At 41.6% G+C, this 18,350-nt stretch carries 13 protein-coding genes; all 13 read right to left on the bottom strand.

The genetic code is table 11. The features are described from left to right. Positions 1-256: 256 nt before the first annotated feature. A complete protein-coding gene (pbpC, locus tag FVA72_RS08135) occupies positions 257-2,578 on the bottom strand; it encodes a peptidoglycan glycosyltransferase PbpC (RefSeq protein ID WP_110591956.1) in 2,322 nt (773 codons plus the stop codon). Positions 2,579-2,656: 78 nt separating this feature from the next. Continuing rightward, on the bottom strand, positions 2,657-7,696 hold the full coding sequence (locus FVA72_RS08130; protein WP_110591957.1) for an alpha-2-macroglobulin family protein: 5,040 nt from the start codon (positions 7,694-7,696) through the stop codon (positions 2,657-2,659). Between the two features lie 316 nt (positions 7,697-8,012). Continuing rightward, on the bottom strand, positions 8,013-8,465 hold the full coding sequence (locus FVA72_RS08125) for an enhanced serine sensitivity protein SseB C-terminal domain-containing protein (RefSeq protein ID WP_004264902.1): 453 nt from the start codon (positions 8,463-8,465) through the stop codon (positions 8,013-8,015). A 112-nt stretch (positions 8,466-8,577) separates the two neighbouring features. After that, the gene (gene pepB / locus FVA72_RS08120; RefSeq protein ID WP_036959049.1) at positions 8,578-9,873 is read right to left on the bottom strand and encodes an aminopeptidase PepB; all 1,296 of its coding nucleotides are present in this window, start codon (positions 9,871-9,873) and stop codon (positions 8,578-8,580) included. A gap of 173 nt (positions 9,874-10,046) precedes the next feature. Further along, complete coding sequence (iscX, locus tag FVA72_RS08115; RefSeq protein ID WP_004912658.1) at positions 10,047-10,247, bottom strand: Fe-S cluster assembly protein IscX; 201 nt, start codon at positions 10,245-10,247, stop codon at positions 10,047-10,049. A gap of 70 nt (positions 10,248-10,317) precedes the next feature. Next, positions 10,318-11,121: a hypothetical protein gene (locus FVA72_RS08110; RefSeq protein ID WP_110591958.1), complete on the bottom strand. Its 804-nt coding sequence runs from the start codon at positions 11,119-11,121 to the stop codon at positions 10,318-10,320. 19 nt (positions 11,122-11,140) lie between these two features. After that, the gene (locus FVA72_RS08105) at positions 11,141-12,346 is read right to left on the bottom strand and encodes an MFS transporter (RefSeq protein WP_110591959.1); all 1,206 of its coding nucleotides are present in this window, start codon (positions 12,344-12,346) and stop codon (positions 11,141-11,143) included. A gap of 981 nt (positions 12,347-13,327) precedes the next feature. Continuing rightward, positions 13,328-13,663 carry an ISC system 2Fe-2S type ferredoxin gene (gene fdx, locus FVA72_RS08100; protein WP_004264910.1) on the bottom strand — a complete coding sequence of 112 codons (336 nt, stop codon included), beginning with the start codon at positions 13,661-13,663 and terminating at the stop codon, positions 13,328-13,330. Between the two features lie 2 nt (positions 13,664-13,665). Then, positions 13,666-15,516 (bottom strand): Fe-S protein assembly chaperone HscA, encoded by a 1,851-nt coding sequence (hscA, locus tag FVA72_RS08095; RefSeq protein ID WP_110591960.1) that lies wholly within the window; start codon positions 15,514-15,516, stop codon positions 13,666-13,668. A 12-nt stretch (positions 15,517-15,528) separates the two neighbouring features. After that, positions 15,529-16,050 (bottom strand): co-chaperone HscB, encoded by a 522-nt coding sequence (hscB, locus tag FVA72_RS08090; RefSeq protein WP_094961711.1) that lies wholly within the window; start codon positions 16,048-16,050, stop codon positions 15,529-15,531. 88 nt (positions 16,051-16,138) lie between these two features. Further along, a complete protein-coding gene (gene iscA, locus FVA72_RS08085; RefSeq protein ID WP_004264913.1) occupies positions 16,139-16,462 on the bottom strand; it encodes an iron-sulfur cluster assembly protein IscA in 324 nt (107 codons plus the stop codon). Positions 16,463-16,663: 201 nt separating this feature from the next. Then, on the bottom strand, positions 16,664-17,050 hold the full coding sequence (iscU, locus tag FVA72_RS08080; protein WP_004264914.1) for a Fe-S cluster assembly scaffold IscU: 387 nt from the start codon (positions 17,048-17,050) through the stop codon (positions 16,664-16,666). Positions 17,051-17,074: 24 nt separating this feature from the next. Further along, positions 17,075-18,289, bottom strand: a complete 1,215-nt coding sequence (locus tag FVA72_RS08075; RefSeq protein WP_110591961.1) for an IscS subfamily cysteine desulfurase — start codon at positions 18,287-18,289, stop codon at positions 17,075-17,077. Between the last annotated feature and the right edge of the window lie 61 nt (positions 18,290-18,350).

Genomic DNA, 18,350 nt, shown 5'->3' with positions numbered 1-18,350 from the left:
TTAGGCCTTTATTCTTTATTCTTCCCTGTAACTTAGGATGCAAGAACTTAAAATAGGCATGTTGTAGTTTTTTATATTATTTCTAATTCTATTGTTAGGCTTTTAAACTTCAAAAGCAACCATGTCTAGGAAAAAGAAAAATAAGGCGATGATTATAGGGGCTCTGATTACAATTTCCTACAGTCACAACAACATTTTGTTAAACTTTTTATAGCAAAAAACACTATTTTTTCGGGTAAGTCACGTTTTTCATCTATTACTTCACTCTAAAACTCATTGCCGTCACTTGGCCGCTTAAATCCAATACCGAAATTTGGTAGTTTCCACTTTTATCGAGTGTCAGCAAAATAGAACCATTTTGCTCTGTTGTGTTCACTTGTTCTCCATTTAAGAACCACCATTTCTGCCCCTGCCCACCCTGTGTGACTAAACGCAAATCTAAACTGGTTTTTCCTGGCAAGCGCTGTAATACTTCACCATCACGTATACCGGAAATCAATAATGGCGGCGTTTCTAACTTCAATGGAGGGCAAGCTAAATCTGCTTTAGGTAACCGATTTTCCCGTTTTTCACTACTCGGTAACCATGACTCCACCGTAATCGGCCATAAATGTACCTCTTTTTCCTGTGCATTCGGGCAATCTGCCGCCACTTGTAGCCCTTTGTCATTTACCCAGATTTTTTGTCTTAACCCTAAGAGTGACTCTTGGTCTCGCGCCATTAAAGTGGGTGGGATCGTATTATCCAAGATCCAACTTAGGCGCCTTTGGCGGCAATTATTATCATCTTTCAGTAATGCCGTTCCTCCCGGCCAGCAAATCACTGCTTGGCTAACACTGGCAGGCTTCACATCTTTCGGTAACGGTTCATGAGATAGGTAAATTTTGCTCAGTAACATTCCATTGATTTGATTCATAATCGGGATAGCAGTGGCAAAGCCTAGCTGCCCTGCAACAGGCGTTGCATCCGGTCGTCCGACCCAAACGCCGATGGTATAACGCGGATTAACACCAATCGCCCACGCATCTCGATAACCATAACTGGTTCCCGTTTTCCATGCTAAATTAAGTTGCCCTGATAAATTAGCCTCAGGAACAGGGCGTGCTTCCCCGCCCATAATACGGCGCACTATCCATGCGGCTCCCGGTGACATCAGCGCTCTATCGCGAATTTTATCGGTTGGTTTAAAACGTAGCGGCGACACATAACCTTTTCTCGCAAATGCGCTGTAAGCGGAAACCAAATCTTCCATCCGTGTGGCTGTGCCGCCTAAAATCAGCGACAAGTTTGGTTCACTCCCTAACGGAAAGCGCAGCTCAGTCCCAACATTACGCAGTTGAGCCGTAAATCGTTTACTACCATACACATCTAATAACTGAACCACGGGTAAATTTAATGAACGAACGAGTGCATCACTAACACTCACTGGCCCATTAAAACCACTGTCAAAGTTCCCCGGACGGTAATCATTAAAGCGCCTCGGTACATCTTGTAATAACGACTCCGCATGGATGAGCCCATCATCCATCGCTAATGCATATAAAAAAGGTTTTAACGTTGAGCCTGGAGAGCGCCAAGCGCTAATCATGTCCACATGACCAAAACGGCTATCATCTTGGAAATCAATTGAGCCAATATAAGCTTTTACTGCCATATCCGTATGATCAACCACCAAAATCCCCAGTGAAGTTTGTTTTGGTAGTTGGTTTTTCCAATTCATTGCCATGTCTTCCAGTTGCCTTTGCAAACTGGCGTCGATAGTGGTTTCAATGATGGGGTCTTGCGTATTTTTAGTCACACGCCTTGCAAGCAAAGGAGCAGAATGCGGATTCTTCCGCGGTGCTAGCCAAATTTGTTCTTGTTTAATATCGGCAACTTTTTCAGGGCTCCAAACTTGGTATTCCTCTAACCTGTCTAACACCTTATCACGAGCGGCTTGTGCCCTTTGTGGATAACGGTCTGGCCTTAAACGGCTAGGAGCTTGAGGTAGAACAGCAAAGAGAGCCGCTTCACTCGCCGTCAATTTTGCTGGTGACTTATTCAAATATACCCAGCTAGCGGCTCCAATACCTTCAATGGTTCCACCATACGGAGCGCGGTTTAAATACATTTCTAAAATTTCATCTTTTGAGTAGTGATACTCAAGTTGAGCCGTACGCCAAAGCTGTTTCAGCTTACCGCCCAATGTTCTTTCATGGGGATCAATTAACCGTGCAACTTGCATCGAAATGGTACTACCGCCCGACACAATACGCCCTGAACTCACAAACTGCCCCGCGGCCCTAACTAGCGAAAACGGGTTTACCCCCGGATGGCGATAAAAATGGCGGTCTTCATACGTTAATAACGCTTCAATAAAATCAGGAGAAACCTCATCGAGTGTAACCGGAAAGCGCCAAATACCTTCTTTGTCTGCAAAGCGCCACAATGGTGTGCCATCCGCAGCAACCACAGTTCGAGCCATTTCAATTTGCTTAATCGGCAACGGCCATATTTTATCAGCCGCTAGAAAAGCCAGTGGCAAAATAATGACCAACAGAACCAGTGCAATGCCTGTGCGGCGTAACCATTTTTTCATTGATGGGAGTACCGAAAATAAATTAAAAGAGCCCTTATACTTTATATATCAATATATAAGGGCTCAGTTTAGCGGTGATTAACGAACGATTTCTAATTGGCCATCAGAATAGCCCGTCGCGCGCCAATCAGGGACATACATTGATTCAACTTGTGGTACTGGAATGCTATATACACCCGGTGTCACTGCACGTGCTAAGTAGACTAATGTCGTTGGGCGATACTGCTGAACTTCAACGGCAGCCACAAAACGGTCATCACGGTATTCCATATGGCGAATTTGTGATTGCTGCATATCATCAATCAGTTCTTGCAGGTTCGGCGCAGACTCACTCAAATTAGCGCTACTGTTCGCTAAATTTTGGTTTTCCAGTTCTAAGCCCGCTGGTAGTAAGTCAACCACTAGCGCATCTGGTACGCTTTGGGATGCTTGAACTTCCAATTTAACCACCACCATTTCACCGCTTCTTAGCCTATCTAACGAAATGCGGTTACCTTTCATATCATAGTAACTACGAGTGATACCCAGCACATTCGAACTTGGTTTCGGCGAATGTTGTGGATAACCCACCACGTTTAGTCGTGTGTATAGCGTATTGGTTCCCGTGTTTTCGATGCTATAACCTGTTTCTAATTGTGCTTTACTCAAGAACTCACTCACGGGTTTATCTGAAACCATCGGAGGTTCTTGGCCATTAATCGTTGCTTTCCATGGAGCTTCACTTTCATTTAAGTAGAAACGGCCCGCTAAGTACAACGCATTGCTCTCTTGTGTCGAGAAATAACGTTGAGAAGTCAAGTTATTAGACAAAGTTTGTAGTTTTTGGTCACGGGATTTTGGCATTAAATTATATTCATTTAATAGCGCAACAATCATCGCGTCATCACGGATCACCGAACCGTAATCCCCTACATAGCTGTAGCGGTTACGTTGTTTTTTCAGTCCGTCAATCACCGCGCTCTCACCACGTGATTTATCCCCCATCAAGTTCAATGCAACACCAAGCTGAACGAGCGGTAAACCACTAGCGGCATGATCTCTTTGGTTATAAAGTTGACGTAATGCGCCTAAAGGTGCTTTTTGCTGTGACGCCAACACTAAGCCTGCATAAGCTTGAGTTGCGAAACGCGCACCTGCCTGATTTTCCGTATAAGGATAATTGATTTGGCTACCATCTTGTAAATAGCTCAATAAGCGCGTGTTTGCGTTACTGATAGCGTCTTGCGGAACCGTAAACCCACGCTGATTCGCTTTATTCAAGAAATCCGCCGCATATGCAGTTAACCAATACTCTTCGCGGCCGTTTCTATCCCATAGCGAGAAACCGCCATCATTACGTTGCATACTTAACAAATGCGGAATACCAATTTCAATCGCTTTATGACGATCCGCATCTGTTTGCGTTTTAATCCCTATCTTATTCAGCTCAGCTTGAGTTGAGAATAATGATGGATATAACCCGCTGATAGTTTGCTCCAAGCAACCATATGGGTAAGCAAATAGCTCTCTAATATAACGAGAAATATCTAACGGTGGACGGCTAGTTAATAGCACTTGCCCTTCTAGGGTATCGGGTTGTAACCCGGCAATTTGGTTAGTCGGCAACGCCCATGAGGTGCCTGGCTCAATAGCAGTTGCAAAAGAAACAGTTTCTGCTGGTTGTGCCGGACGAACCCCGACTTTCCAACTATTACTGTAATCTTTATTGGCTTCGCCTTGAATTTTCACACCATTAATGGTCATTGACACTTCACCTTCACCGAAGCCGTAGTCTGCTCTGACAGGTAAATTAATCGTGGTACGTTTGCCTTTTGGTAACTCCAACTCACGGCTGCTGACACCATCAAGTTTCACCATTCCTGATGCCTTGAAATTGACGGTCACATTTTGTGTATTATCCGTCATATTAGTCAAATCAAGCGCAAAGTAAGACTTATCACCACCAGCCATAAAACGTGGCATCGACATTTGTGTCACTAATGGTGCCGCGACAATCACTTTGCTATCCGCATGGCCGAACTCTTTTTCATTCCATGCTTGGGCCATCACACGTAATTCCCCGTTAAAATCAGGGATAGCGAGGCTAATTTCACCTTCGCCGTCTTTATTTAATGTGACAGGCTTGGCTTGCTCCGCAATAATTTGCACTTCAGTGAGTGGCTTCATACCACCACGCTCTAATGCGGCATCCTCGCTGTCACCACCAAAGCGCAAGTTAGCAACCTTACCTTGTCCTTCAATTAAATGACCATAAACGTCATATTGGTCAACGCTATAACGCTTACGGCCAAAAAAGGCATCATACGGGTCTGGGGTTTTGAAATCTGTGATATTCAATACGCCAGTGTCAACCGCAGATAACAACACATTCACTTTTTCAGGTAACGGTTTGCCATCTTGTGCTGTCGCTTTAATTTTTACCGTTAAGTCTTGGTTTGGACGCATTTTATCTGGCGCGGAGAGTGCTAAAGCAATCTTACGGTTTTCATCTGCGATTGGTAAATGCAACACACCCACCGCACGTTTTACCGTTGCTTCTTTAGAATCGTCTCCTGGGCGCACCACAACTGCTGAGACGTACAAGTCATGACGAGCCCACTCTTTATTGACTGGGATTTCAACGTCTAAGCCTTTTTCTGGCACATCAATTTCTTCCCACCACAATGGACCGTTGCTCGATTCGAGCAATATATACCCTTTACCGGCTTTAGGAGATTCAATGCGAACTTTAGCTTTTTCACCCGGTAAGTACGCAGGCTTATTCAGGCTGAGTTTCACTTGGTCAGGACGAACAGAGCCACTTCCCCCTGTGTTATCTTGCCATGAATACCCTGCCCAAAACTGGACGCTCGACACTAGCTGATTTTCTGGGTTAACAACTTCTAGGCGGAATGCCCCCCAATCCACAGGGAAAGACACTTTCGCCGTTCCGTCTTTAGCAATAGCAATATTTTCATTCGCCATAACGAGGTCTTTTTGGTCATAATTTGAAGACCAACCACCACTTTCAGACCAACTCCAGTAATAATCACGACGCTCATACACTAAACGCACAGTTAAGTTTTCTGCTGCCAGTTTATTACCTGCGGCATCAGCCATGACTAATTCAAATTCTGCGAGTGAATTTTCATCCACATTGTGACGTTTTACATAACGGTCAGTGCGGTAATCATAAATTTCTTTTTTCGCAAATAATGGGCGAATACCGACCAGTTTTTCCGCAGGCCAAATGGCTTGCTCGGCACGGCGCGTCACAGGACGTCCGCCAGCCTCAAGCAAACTTGCTTGTAAAACAGCCGAAATAGGTGAACGTGTTGAACTCCAATTGCTATTTGGAATTGAAATCACGGTTTCACCATTGCTGTCCAGCGTCAAGTCAAACTCGTCCAACTTACGTGGTAAACCTTCTTCATTGACAGCACCAAATTCAAAACCAGGTAATTTTGCGACCGCTTCCCGAGCTGCTTTTAAGACAATTTGCCCTTGTAGCTGGTTATCAGCCGCTGGCGCACCGTATAAATAACGACCTTGAATATCAAAATCGACAGATTGACTTGTTAAACGAGGGACATCGCTGCCCTCAATTTCCAGAGCCATACGTTCTGGCATAAAATCTTCAACATTAAATTTGTAGTAACGCAGTGGTGAACCATCACCTAAATCAAAGCGAAGCGACCAACCGCCTGTTTCTGCATTTTTAGGAATTTCAAATTGATATTGATATAAGCCATTTTGGTTTTCTTCTGGTTGCCAAACAAAACTACGAACCACTTGCCCATCAGTTTTTAATACATCAACTTTAACTGGCTGAGTTTTGACTGGGTTACCATCGCCATCACGCAATAGGCCGTTTACCAGCAATAATTCACCTGGGCGATATAAATCTCGAGGACCGAAGGTGAAAAATTGTTTTGCGTAGCCTTCTGGCCCTGAAATATCGAATTCAGATAAATCAAGCGCTGGCTGAGTGAGGTCAATCATACTGGTTTGCCCTTCATGGGTTGCCAGCAATAATTTTCCACCCGCTAATTTATCTAGCTGAGCATGGCCATCGCCATCTGTCGTACCTTTTGTTACTAACTGGCCTTTTTCATCCAAAATACGCAGCTCAACGCCTTTAATTGCAGAGCCTTTCGCTAAGGATTGAGTGAAAATATCGACACGGTCTTGGTAACTGTGTAGTGATACACCAATATCACTCAATGTGAAGACAGTTGCAGGGAATTGATAACTATAGCTGCCTGCTTTTTGCATGATGGCCAAATACACGCCATCTTGCTGTAACTCTTTGACATCTTTCAACGGCAGTAAAATGGTTTGGCGGGTATTTTTATCTGGATTTAAGTCAAAGCGGCCGGTATAAGCCAGCTCCACTTTGTCGAGAAACTCTTCGGAATACCAATACTCATAATTACTACGATACTGCCACTGTGCTAAAAATTGTGGTAATTGCTTTTCATCCACACGGAAGAAATTGACGTCGACCTTATCAACGTTCAAGGCAATCACAGGTAAGCCTTGGGCAACCTTGCTAGGTAATAAAGAGCCTTTACTTGCAAAACCAACGGTTGGGATGATTTGTGCAGTGGTCAATTTTTTCTCAAAATTTTCGGTCGTCGTACGCTCATTAACCGCTTTAATACCCGGGTTAATGGTTAAGTTTAACTCTTTAGATGGCGGAAGATGGCGAAAACGGAGTTCCATTTGGTTATCAGACAGTTCCCAAGCGCCATCTAACTTACCCGCTTTAACATCAATGAGGTTAATGTACTGGCCAAAGTCTTGGTTTGCTTGTAGTGGAACCGAGAATGTCACCACCATGGCACTCGCACCATCAAGCTGTAATTCAGACGCATCCAAAATAGTTAAATCTTTCCCTGCATATTTTTTTATCATTTCTTCAGTGGAAAGTTTCGGTGCTGCTTTTTTCTGTTCTGCAACTGGCGCTGTTTTGGTTTGATTTTCTGGCGCTGTGGTTGAAACATTTGGCTCATTTTTGGTTGTTTCATCTGTATTATCACAACCAGCCAATGCCACTACCGATGCCAACGCAAGTGCTAAATAACGCTTTTTGGTTTTGAGACCCGCCAATGAAGCCCAACTTGATTGTTGTTTCATTACCGCCCGCCCTTTAATTAGTTAAAATTGATTCTGTTTTTTAAGGTTTTAACAGGAGATTAAAACCCTCTACATACTTAGAAATGTTTAAAAACACACACAGATAAATACTGCTGATATTATTTCAATTATCGAAACAATTTAACAGAATGTGATTAGAACACCTATCAGACAAAACGGAAAAAATGATGGGAGAGAAAAACAGAGAAATGAAATAATATTTTTTAAATAGTAAGCAGAATATATATTTAATAAATGAGCAATATGCATTTTATGAGTGAGAAAAAATATTTCCCTCACTCTATACATGGAATTATTAGGTATTTTTTACTGGGATTGTGTCCCGCAAGAAGCTACCAAGACGACGCTGGTAAAAAGGCTGAACGTGTTGAGTAATAAAATGGCTAACACCTTGTTCATTTTCATTCACCACACAAAAATCAATAGACTCGTCATCAGCTAAAAACTCACAAGCAAGCGTCCCAGCCCCATGGATAATTGAATCAATATTTTCTGCTCCTGTGGTAAACTCCAACGCTATCATTAAGATAGGCGCTTCTTTAGCAGAATCGCTCTCTGTTGCGGAGACCATGAAACCGCGTCTGACCACTTTGTGTTGTTTAAAAAATTCAGTAAGCGCGTCAACAATGGCTTGTGGCTGATCTTCTAACACACTTAATTTAAGTGATGAACCTTTCGGCACTGTTAATTCAGTAAATTGGATCTCAGTTTCTTGGTTGGAACTGTTATTATTCGATTGCTGCGACATTGCCAATCCCCTGCTATTAAAAATAATCGCTTATTATACTCGCAAATACGTCAAGGTAAAAAAATAGGCACGAAAAGTCACCTTCCCGTGCCTGTTATCAATCAAACATTCGCTACTTTGATTTACTGATTAATAAGTTAGCTAATGTTCTTACACCTGTACCCGTTGCGCCTTCTGCCCATAAGCTAACTGCAGATTTACGGTAAGTCGCTGAGCAGTCAATATGCACCCAATTTTGACGATAATTTTCGACAAAATGCGATAAAAATGCCGCAGCGGTGCTTGCGCCTGCTGTGTGCGATGGTGCCGCAATATTGTTCAAATCCGCAAAACCAGACGGTAATTGCTGGCGATGGAACTCTGCCAGTGGTAAACGCCAGAACAGTTCAAACTCAGCGTCTGAAGCGCTCATTAAATCAGCAACTAACTTGTCATCGAAACTCAATACAGAATGGTAGTCATTACCCACGGCAGTTTTCGCTGCGCCCGTCAAGGTTGCTGCATCAATAATTAACGTTGGTTTTTCTTTGCTCGCATCAATCAGGCCATCGGCTAGGACTAAACGACCCTCAGCATCTGTATTCATTATTTCAACGGATTTACCATTGCGGTAACGAATAATATCACCCAATTTGAATGCATTGCCGCTAACCATATTGTCAGCAATGCACAGGAACATTTTCACACGTTTTTGTAAGCCACGTGAAATCGCCAATGCCAATGAACCTGCTAATGTTGCTGCACCGCCCATATCGGCTTTCATTGAATTCATTGAGGATGATGGTTTGATACTATAACCGCCTGAATCGAAGGTAATTCCTTTACCCACTAACGCAGCAAATACAGGGGCATTTGGGTTGGCTCCTGGGTTGTAATCCAACGCCAAAAATACAGGTGGACGACTTGAACCACGACCAACCGTATGAATACCGGTATAACCTTGTTCTAATAAATCATCACCTTTAATAATACGGTAGCTAATGTCTTGTGCGCCGACAGTGCAGAGTAAATCGATGGCGCGTTGTGCGAGTTGTTCTGGGCCTAACTCTTCTGCCGGTGCGTTAATCACATCACGTACCCAATCAATGGTACGAATACGGTTTTCTAACTCTTTGCGATCCGCTTCTGGCAGTACTGGCCATTCAATCGTTCTAGCCCCTTTTGGCGCACGAAAACCTTGCCAAAATGCCCAGCTTTTTTCTAAATCCCAGCCTTCGCCAGCCAAAGCTACATTGCGGATCCCTTGGCCATCTAATTTACGGCCAGCGCTTTGTACTGCACATAATTTACCTGCATGTTTCAGGTGGATTGTCATCCCTTTATCGCTAGAGCTTAACAATGCGCCTTCGCCCCAACAAGGTGCAGCAGGCTCACAAGAAATCATTACTGGCATAATTTGTTTTGTCATCGTTTTTCTCACTTTGTCTATTTTTGCAGACAGTAAAAGCCCATTTATTCTGTCGGCAGATGGCATTACCTTAACTGATAAATACCAATAGGGATATCATTATAGTGCTGATATAAAATAAAAAACCGAGCACTATTTCTGACAGTCACTCGGTTTTTAGGGGAAAACCCTACTTATTCGAATTCATCCAGCCAAACTAACAAAATCGCTTCTAGGATTTTCTCGTTCGATTTTTGCGGATCATCATCAAATTCTTCTAAATCGCAAATCCACTGGTGCATATCGGTAAAGCGCACCGTTTTTGGATCAACATCTGGAAATGCGTCATACAGTGCTTCACCGATTTCACGGCTATTTGACCATTTTAAACTCATCATTTTCTCTCATTATATGAACAACTATTTTTCGAATTATAGCCCTTTGAATCATACCAACGGATCTTTTTCAGTTATTCTTCATTATACTGTTTGTGAGAGGTAAATCGATAAGTGTTTCCAAACAAGCCAATGTAATACCTTGCTCTTTTAATGCTGTAAACAAACCGCTTGATGAAGCATAAGGGAAACCCAACTTTTCTTTGATATTTTGAATTCGTCTATTTTCACTGGCTTCTGAACAACCTTGAATATAACTGATTTCTTTTACCTTACAGTGCGAAAGCAGTAGGCGTATGGTTATCATCTCTTTTCGTGTAAAACGAATATGGCCAAAACGCATATATTTTTGAGGATTTAATAGTTCCGGTGCAACATTCTTTGTTTGCCCTAATAATTGCGCCTTTATAGGAATATTCGCTCTCATCGGTAAAGTAACATCAGGATTTTTTTTCCAAAGCTGGTGGGCATACTCAGAAATCATGGGACGATGCTTATAAATAGATAACATTTCAGATAATGTGAGCTGCTTATTTGAATTTACAGTAGTAATTTCAAATGTACTCCCATATCTATTACAAAAATCAACTTTAAATTTACTTTTTTTCGATTTAGCTAGAATCTTCATGAAAACTTCTGGGTAATTATTCCAATATTGGATGCTCGATTTTAATCTTTCTTCCACCAAAAGATCCAACCCACTGTTTAGACTTATTAATTGCCATTCATAATTATTAGATGCTATATGCATTGTTTTATTTTTTAAATCAACACAGAAATAGGTAACATCAACATCATGCCAATCAAAAATATTTATAAATTCATTTTTAAAATTACTACATACATCTTCAAAAACTTGGCTTTCAGCATTCATATCAATTCCTTAATAAAGTTTAACTTCCCGTTTTTGTCTCTATTTCAAAATCTTTAGATGGTTTTTTATAAATTAAAAATCGAAGTGCACCACACAATGTTAGAAATAAGCCCACATAGGCTATATTAATATTAGCAAGATAAGTTGTAATCAAAGGTGAGACACCACCAAAAAGCATTGCTGTAAAGTTAAAACCTAACGCAAGTGTAACAACCTTTCCTTTTGCCGCTTTAAACAACATAAAGGGGGTCGTTGCTAGAATCATTGCTGCATATATATTGATAATTAATTGAGAAATAATAGTTAATATTATAGATTGACTGCTAATTAATAAAAATATAGGAATTGATAAAAACACCATTCCTATCACACCGAGGTTATATACCTTTTCCAAAATATTATATTTGTCGGCAAGCCAGCCACAAATTAACATAAAAGATAGAAGTAAAATTGACAATAACAGTGCCCATACAGTCCTATCTTCTATCATTTGCATTTTTTCAAGAAACATAGCTGTTGAAACATGCTGCACAAAGAAGAGCACATTTCCAGGTATGGTTAATAAAAAAACAAAAAACATATCCATATAACTAATAGGTACTGATTTTATTTTTTCACTTGAATTATTAGGCAATTTCATTCTAAACCAAAAGCTAATAGCAATATTAAGCACTCCTAAAAACAGGGGAACTCGCCATCCAATACTTTGCATCATCTCTGGTTCTAAAAAAAATTCCAAAGCAAATACAACTGTAAGTGAAATAATAATACCGAATGCTGTACTGCCATTGATTATGGCTGATAACCTTGAGTTTTCATTATTCTTAGAGTTATTAAAAAGGTAAGTAATTAATGATGGATATTCTCCTGCAAAACTAAATGATAGTGCCATTTGCAAAATTAAAATGGCAATAGGAGTGTAATTCCCTAATAAATTAATAGGTAATAATGCCATGCATAGTGTAGCTGTCCCTGTTATAAAACTTGTTAAAACCAATGCGGACTTTTTACCAACACTGTCGGCATACCTCCCTATAATATAAGCGCCAACAGGCCGAATAATAAAACGCAAAGCAAATATACCCCATACCATCTCTGTCGCTTGGTTATAGCCTAGCCGCTCTAATTCTGCGCTGAGATAACTCGATATTGCCGCAAAAACAGCAATATCATAATATTCAAGTGTATTACCAGCCACTGCGCCAAATCGATATTTCCATTTCATGATAAAATTCCTTTTTATCTCCAACTTTATTTAATTAGCATTTATATAAACATTGAATCATTGTATTTTAATCCAAAGGTAACTACTCAATATCGATATTATCTATAACATAAAAAATAAAGCGCACAAAGTGATAATTTAATTACTAACTTTAAATCAGCAAGTAAATAAAACAAAAAAATTTCATAATATATAAATAATTAATTTATTAAAATTAAATAAAATATTAAGAGTTGCATTTCACTTTCAAAAAAACAAAAGAAAATAACAAGGAAAATATTAAAATACAAAAAATCACTCTTATTACATATATGAATAAATATTAAGGACGATTTACTGTTATTTTTTAAATAATTCACATTGTAGCTAGACGGCAAATGAGAGTATTTTGGAGAGCATACAAAAGTATGTGACTAGGGTTAGCGAAAGAAGCCAACAACGCTACAGCGTGAAGCATGACATGTATTTTGATTTTTTAAATAATTCACGTTGTAGCTAGGCAGCAATTGAGAGTAGCTTGGAAAGCATACAAAAGTATGTGACTAGGGTTAGCGAAAGAAGCCAACACCCCTACAACGCGAAATATAACGAACTATTCAATGCTCTAAATAGTTCGTGTTGTAGGTAGGCGGCAATTGAGAGTATCTTGGGGAGCATACAAAAGTATGTGACTAGGGTTAGCGAAAGAAGCCAACACCCCTACAACGCGAAATATAACAAACTATTCAATGCTCTAAATAGTTCGTGTTGTAGGTAGGCGGCAATTGAGAGTATCTTGGGGAGCATACAAAAGTATGTGACTAGGGTTAGCGAAAGAAGCCAACACCCCTACAACGCGAAATATAACAAACTATTCAATGCTCTAAATAGTTCGTGTTGTAGGTAGGCGGCAATTGAGAGTATCTTGGGGAGCATACAAAAGTATGTGACACAAGTACTCGAAAGAAGCCAACACCCCTACAACGCGAAATATAACGAGCATTAGTGTTCGCGGGCGTGATTGATAGTATAACGTGGTATCTCTACCACTAAATCCTCATCCGCCACCAACGCCTGGCAACTTAAACGACTTTCTGGTTCTAACCCCCATGCTTTGTCTAACATGTCATCTTCGAGTTCACTACTTTCTTCTAGTGAGTCAAAACCTTCGCGAACGATGCAATGACAGGTTGTACAAGCACAGGATTTTTCACAGGCGTGCTCAAGCTCAATACCGCTGCGTAATGCAACATTTAAAATAGACTCGCCTTCTTGTGCTTCAACGACAGCACCGTCTGGACATAAATCACTATGAGGTAAAAAAACTATTTTAGGCATAATTATATCTCATCCACAGAATGGCCTGACAACGCTTGGCGAATGGACGTATCCATACGACGCGCTGCAAACTCCTGCGATTGCTTATCCAGTTGTTTAATGGCATTTTCAATTACGATTGGGTCTGTACCCTCAACCGCTTTAATTAACTCATTGACCGCATTATCAATTTCTGACTCTTCTTTTGGCGTCAGTAAATTGCCATCTTGGGCTAATGCGTTCGTTAAACTTTCAAGCACTCTTGCAGCTTCAACTTTTTGCTCCGCTAAGCGGCGCGCATTTAAGTCATCTTGCGCGTTAGTCATTGAATCTTTAATCATGTTTGAAATTTCGTTATCCGTTAACCCATACGATGGCTTAACTTGAATCGAGGCTTCTACACCAGTGGATTTTTCCATAGCACTGACACTCAACAGCCCATCGGCATCGACTTGAAAAGTCACACGAATATGAGCTCCACCGGCTGCCATTGCTGGAATATCACGTAAGGTAAAGCGCGCTAACGAGCGGCAATCTGCCACCATTTCACGTTCACCTTGCACCACATGCACACTCATTGCCGTTTGGCCGTCTTTAAATGTGGTAAATTCTTGAGCTCGAGCAACTGGAATCGTCGTATTGCGCGGGATCACTTTTTCAACCAATCCCCCCATGGTCTCTAGACCAAGGGATAACGGGATCACGTCCAATAACAACATTTCGCTGTCAGGCTTGTTCCCTACTAAGATATCGGCTTGAATTGCGGCGCCAATTGCCACCACTTTATCTGGGTCGATGGATGTCAGTGGTGATTTACCAAAAAACTCCCCAACTTTTTGACGTACTAAGGGTACGCGAGTCGAACCACCAACCATAACAACGTTCAGCACCTCTTCTGCCTCAACACCTGCATCTTTCAATGCACGACGACAAGCCATCAGTGTACGTTTCACGTAAGTTTCAATTAACGTTTCAAACTGCTCACGACGAATTTCCCCTTGCCAATTGGCAAGCTGAATAGCCACTGCATCTGCGTCACTGAGCGCGACTTTCGTTTCTGTCGCCACATTTAATAGTTGACGATTTAAATGATGATCACCTTGTAATGAAACGCCTGCTTGCTCAGCAATCCACTGTGCCAGTACTTGGTCGAAATCATCGCCCCCAAGTGCAGTATCGCCGCCCGTTGCCAACACCTCGAATACACCGCGGCTTAAACGCAAAATAGAAACATCAAAAGTACCACCACCAAGGTCATAAACAGCAATCACACCTTCTTGCCCAGAGTCCAACCCGTAAGCAATCGCAGCGGCAGTCGGTTCATTCAGTAAACGTAATACATGTAAGCCTGCAAGGCGCGCCGCATCTTTTGTACCTTGGCGTTGTGCATCATCAAAATAAGCCGGCACCGTAATCACTACTCCATCCATTTCACCACCTAAGGTTTCTTCTGCACGTTTTGCTAATGTTCTTAGAATGTCAGAAGACACTTGGATTGGGTCGACTTGGCCAGCCGCAGTTTGAATAAATGGCAAACCATTTTCACTGGCACTTAGTTGATAAGGTAAGTCAGGGTAGCGTTTTTGAATATCGGCCAATGAACGCCCCATCATGCGTTTCACTGAAATAATGGTATTGACTGGGTCTTGCTCGGCAAGTTGCTTCGCATCCCATCCCACTAGTTTGCTTTCAGGCTGATAATTAACAATCGATGGTAATAAAAAACGCCCTTGATTGTCAGGCAAAGCCGCAGCTTCACCACTGCGCACTGTCGCAATCAAAGAGTGGGTGGTACCTAAATCAATGCCAGCAGCCAATTTGCGTTGATGCGGAGCTGCTGTCATACCGGGTTCGCTGATTTGTAGTAACGCCATAATCGTTTTCTCTTAAAATTCATCTAGTAACCGTTCTTCGAGTTGCTCAGCTTGCTGCTGAAGCTTATCGAGAAAACGTAGTTTACGTACGGTATCAGCGGCTTTTTCCCACTGCATGGCATCTAACTCTGTCACCATCAGTGCGCTTCGTGCTTGCTGCATTTGTTTGACGTTTTGCATAAATTTAGCCAATAAATCAAGTGCATCATCACTGTTTTCAATATTGTCTAACTCTTCACGTAGCTCAAGCTGCTCCATCAAAAATGCCGTGTCATGCATGGTATGTTGTTCGTTATTAATATCAAAACCATGTAATGAAAGCATATATTCCGCGCGTTTTAGCGGGTGACGAAGGGCTTGATAGGCAGCATTAATGGTTGCTGCTTTTTGCAGTGCTTGCATTTTTTCCTGTTCAGAACAGGTTGCAAACCGGTCAGGATGGTATTGACGCTGTAAGTCTTGAAAACGTAACGTCAGTTGTTCGCTATCGATGGCATAAGTTGGGGTCAACCCAAAAAGAGTAAAGTAATCCATAAGTGCTCAGTTTCTCGAACCGGTTACCAATACCACTAACAAGTTAATATTAGTGAGATTGGCCGAAAATTAGGCTTAATTGAACGCATTATACGTGAAAACTTTCACCGCATCCGCATTCACTATTGACGTTAGGGTTATTAAATTTAAACCCTTCGTTTAAGCCTTCTTTAACGAAATCCAGCTCAGTACCATCAAGATAAACAATGCTCTTGCCATCGACGATGACCTTTACGCCTTTATCTTCAAAAACTGTGTCTTCTTCATTAATTATATCAGCGAATTCAAGAACATAAGCCATCCCTGAACAACCTGAAGTTCTTACACCTAAACGCAAGCCCTCGCCTTTTCCACGATTTTGCAGAAAGGATTGAATACGCTGCGCAGCACTTTCTGTAAGAGAAATAGACATTGCAAACCTCACTTTAGAAACAAACAAGGCAGATGCTACTCATGAGTCGCATCCGCCTTCAAATTATTTTATACCCACCCTATTTCTAAGCTAAGAAACTCAGCGATGTTTAGCCTAGAAGGCATGAGTATTGTTCCAGTTATAGGACGATAACTTGTTGTTATTTATTAATATGGCTTGCCCTATAGACTGATTAAAAACTTATTTGCTTTGGCGTTTGCTTTTGTAATCAGCAATAGCAGCTTTGATTGCGTCTTCCGCTAGAATTGAACAGTGAATTTTCACTGGTGGTAATTCTAACTCTTCTGCAATGGCTGTATTTTTGATTGACTCTGCTTCGTCCAAACTTTTGCCTTTCATCCACTCAGTCACGAGTGAACTTGAAGCAATTGCTGAACCGCAACCATAAGTTTTAAAACGTGCATCTTCAATAATGCCGTCATCATTTACTTTAATCTGTAATTTCATGACGTCACCACAGGCAGGTGCGCCTACCATACCGCTACCGACGCTTGGGTCGCTGTTGTCAAACGAACCAACGTTGCGTGGGTTTTCATAATGATCGATAACTTTTTCACTGTAAGCCATTTTTAAACTCCTGAAACCGTCTGATTAATGGTGAGACCATTCGATGCTGTTAAGATCTACGCCGTCTTTAAACATTTCCCATAAAGGAGACAGCTCGCGTAAGTGGCCAATTGCGCCATGAATCATTTTGATTGCATAGTCAATTTCTTCTTCTGTCGTGAAACGACCTAAAGAGAAACGGATTGAGCTATGTGCCAGCTCATCATTCATCCCTAAAGCGCGCAGTACATAAGAAGGTTCTAGGCTTGCAGAAGTACATGCAGAACCTGAAGATACAGCCAAATCTTTTAATGACATCATCAGTGATTCACCTTCAACATAGTTGAAGCTGACGTTCAGAATGTGCGGCGCACCGTGTTCTAAATCACCATTGAGGTAAACTTCTTCGATATCTTTAATACCGTTCCACAAACGTAACCGTAAACCGCGTAAACGCTCAGATTCCGCAGCCATTTCTTCTTTGGCAATACGGTAAGCTTCGCCCATACCAACGATTTGGTGTACAGGTAATGTCCCAGAACGCATACCGCGCTCATGGCCACCACCGTGCTGTTGCGCTTCAAGGCGAACACGAGGTTTACGGCGGACATACAGTGCACCAATGCCCATTGGGCCATAGAGTTTGTGCGCAGAGAACGACATTAAATCAACTTTTAACGCATTCAGGTCGATGGGCAACTTGCCCACGCTTTGAGTTGCATCGACGTGGAAAATAATCCCTTTGCTACGGCATAATTCACCAATAGCTTCTATATCCTGCACTACACCAATTTCATTATTAACATGCATAATAGAAATTAAAATAGTGTCTTCACGGATAGCGTCTTGTAGGTCTTGCATAGCAATTAAACCGTTGCTTTGCGGTGACAGGTAAGTCACTTCAAAACCTTCACGCTCTAATTGGCGGCAGGTATCTAAAACGGCTTTGTGTTCCGTTTTACAGGTAACAATGTGGTTGCCTTTCTTTTTATAGAAATTAGCAGCGCCTTTAATCGCTAAGTTATCAGACTCAGTTGCGCCTGAAGTAAACACGATTTCACGCGGGTCAGCGCCCACTAATTCGGCGATTTGATTGCGAGCAATATCTACCGCTTCTTCCGCTTGCCAGCCGAAACGATGAGAACGGGACGCTGGGTTACCAAAGTTCCCATCCATTGTTAAACATTGCATCATTTTTTCAGCCACACGCGGGTCAACCGGTGTTGTTGCTGAATAATCAAGATAAATTGGTAATTTCATTGCTCACTTACTCCAAAGGACAAGGTAACTTGCCTTTAATTTTTAAAGATACAAATAGCGG

The sequence above is a fragment of the Providencia sp. PROV061 genome, from assembly GCF_011045655.1.
Classification (GTDB): Bacteria; Pseudomonadota; Gammaproteobacteria; order Enterobacterales; family Enterobacteriaceae; genus Providencia; species Providencia hangzhouensis.
The sequence above is the reverse complement of the archived record's forward strand: the minus strand, read 5'-3'. Positions and strand labels throughout refer to the sequence as shown.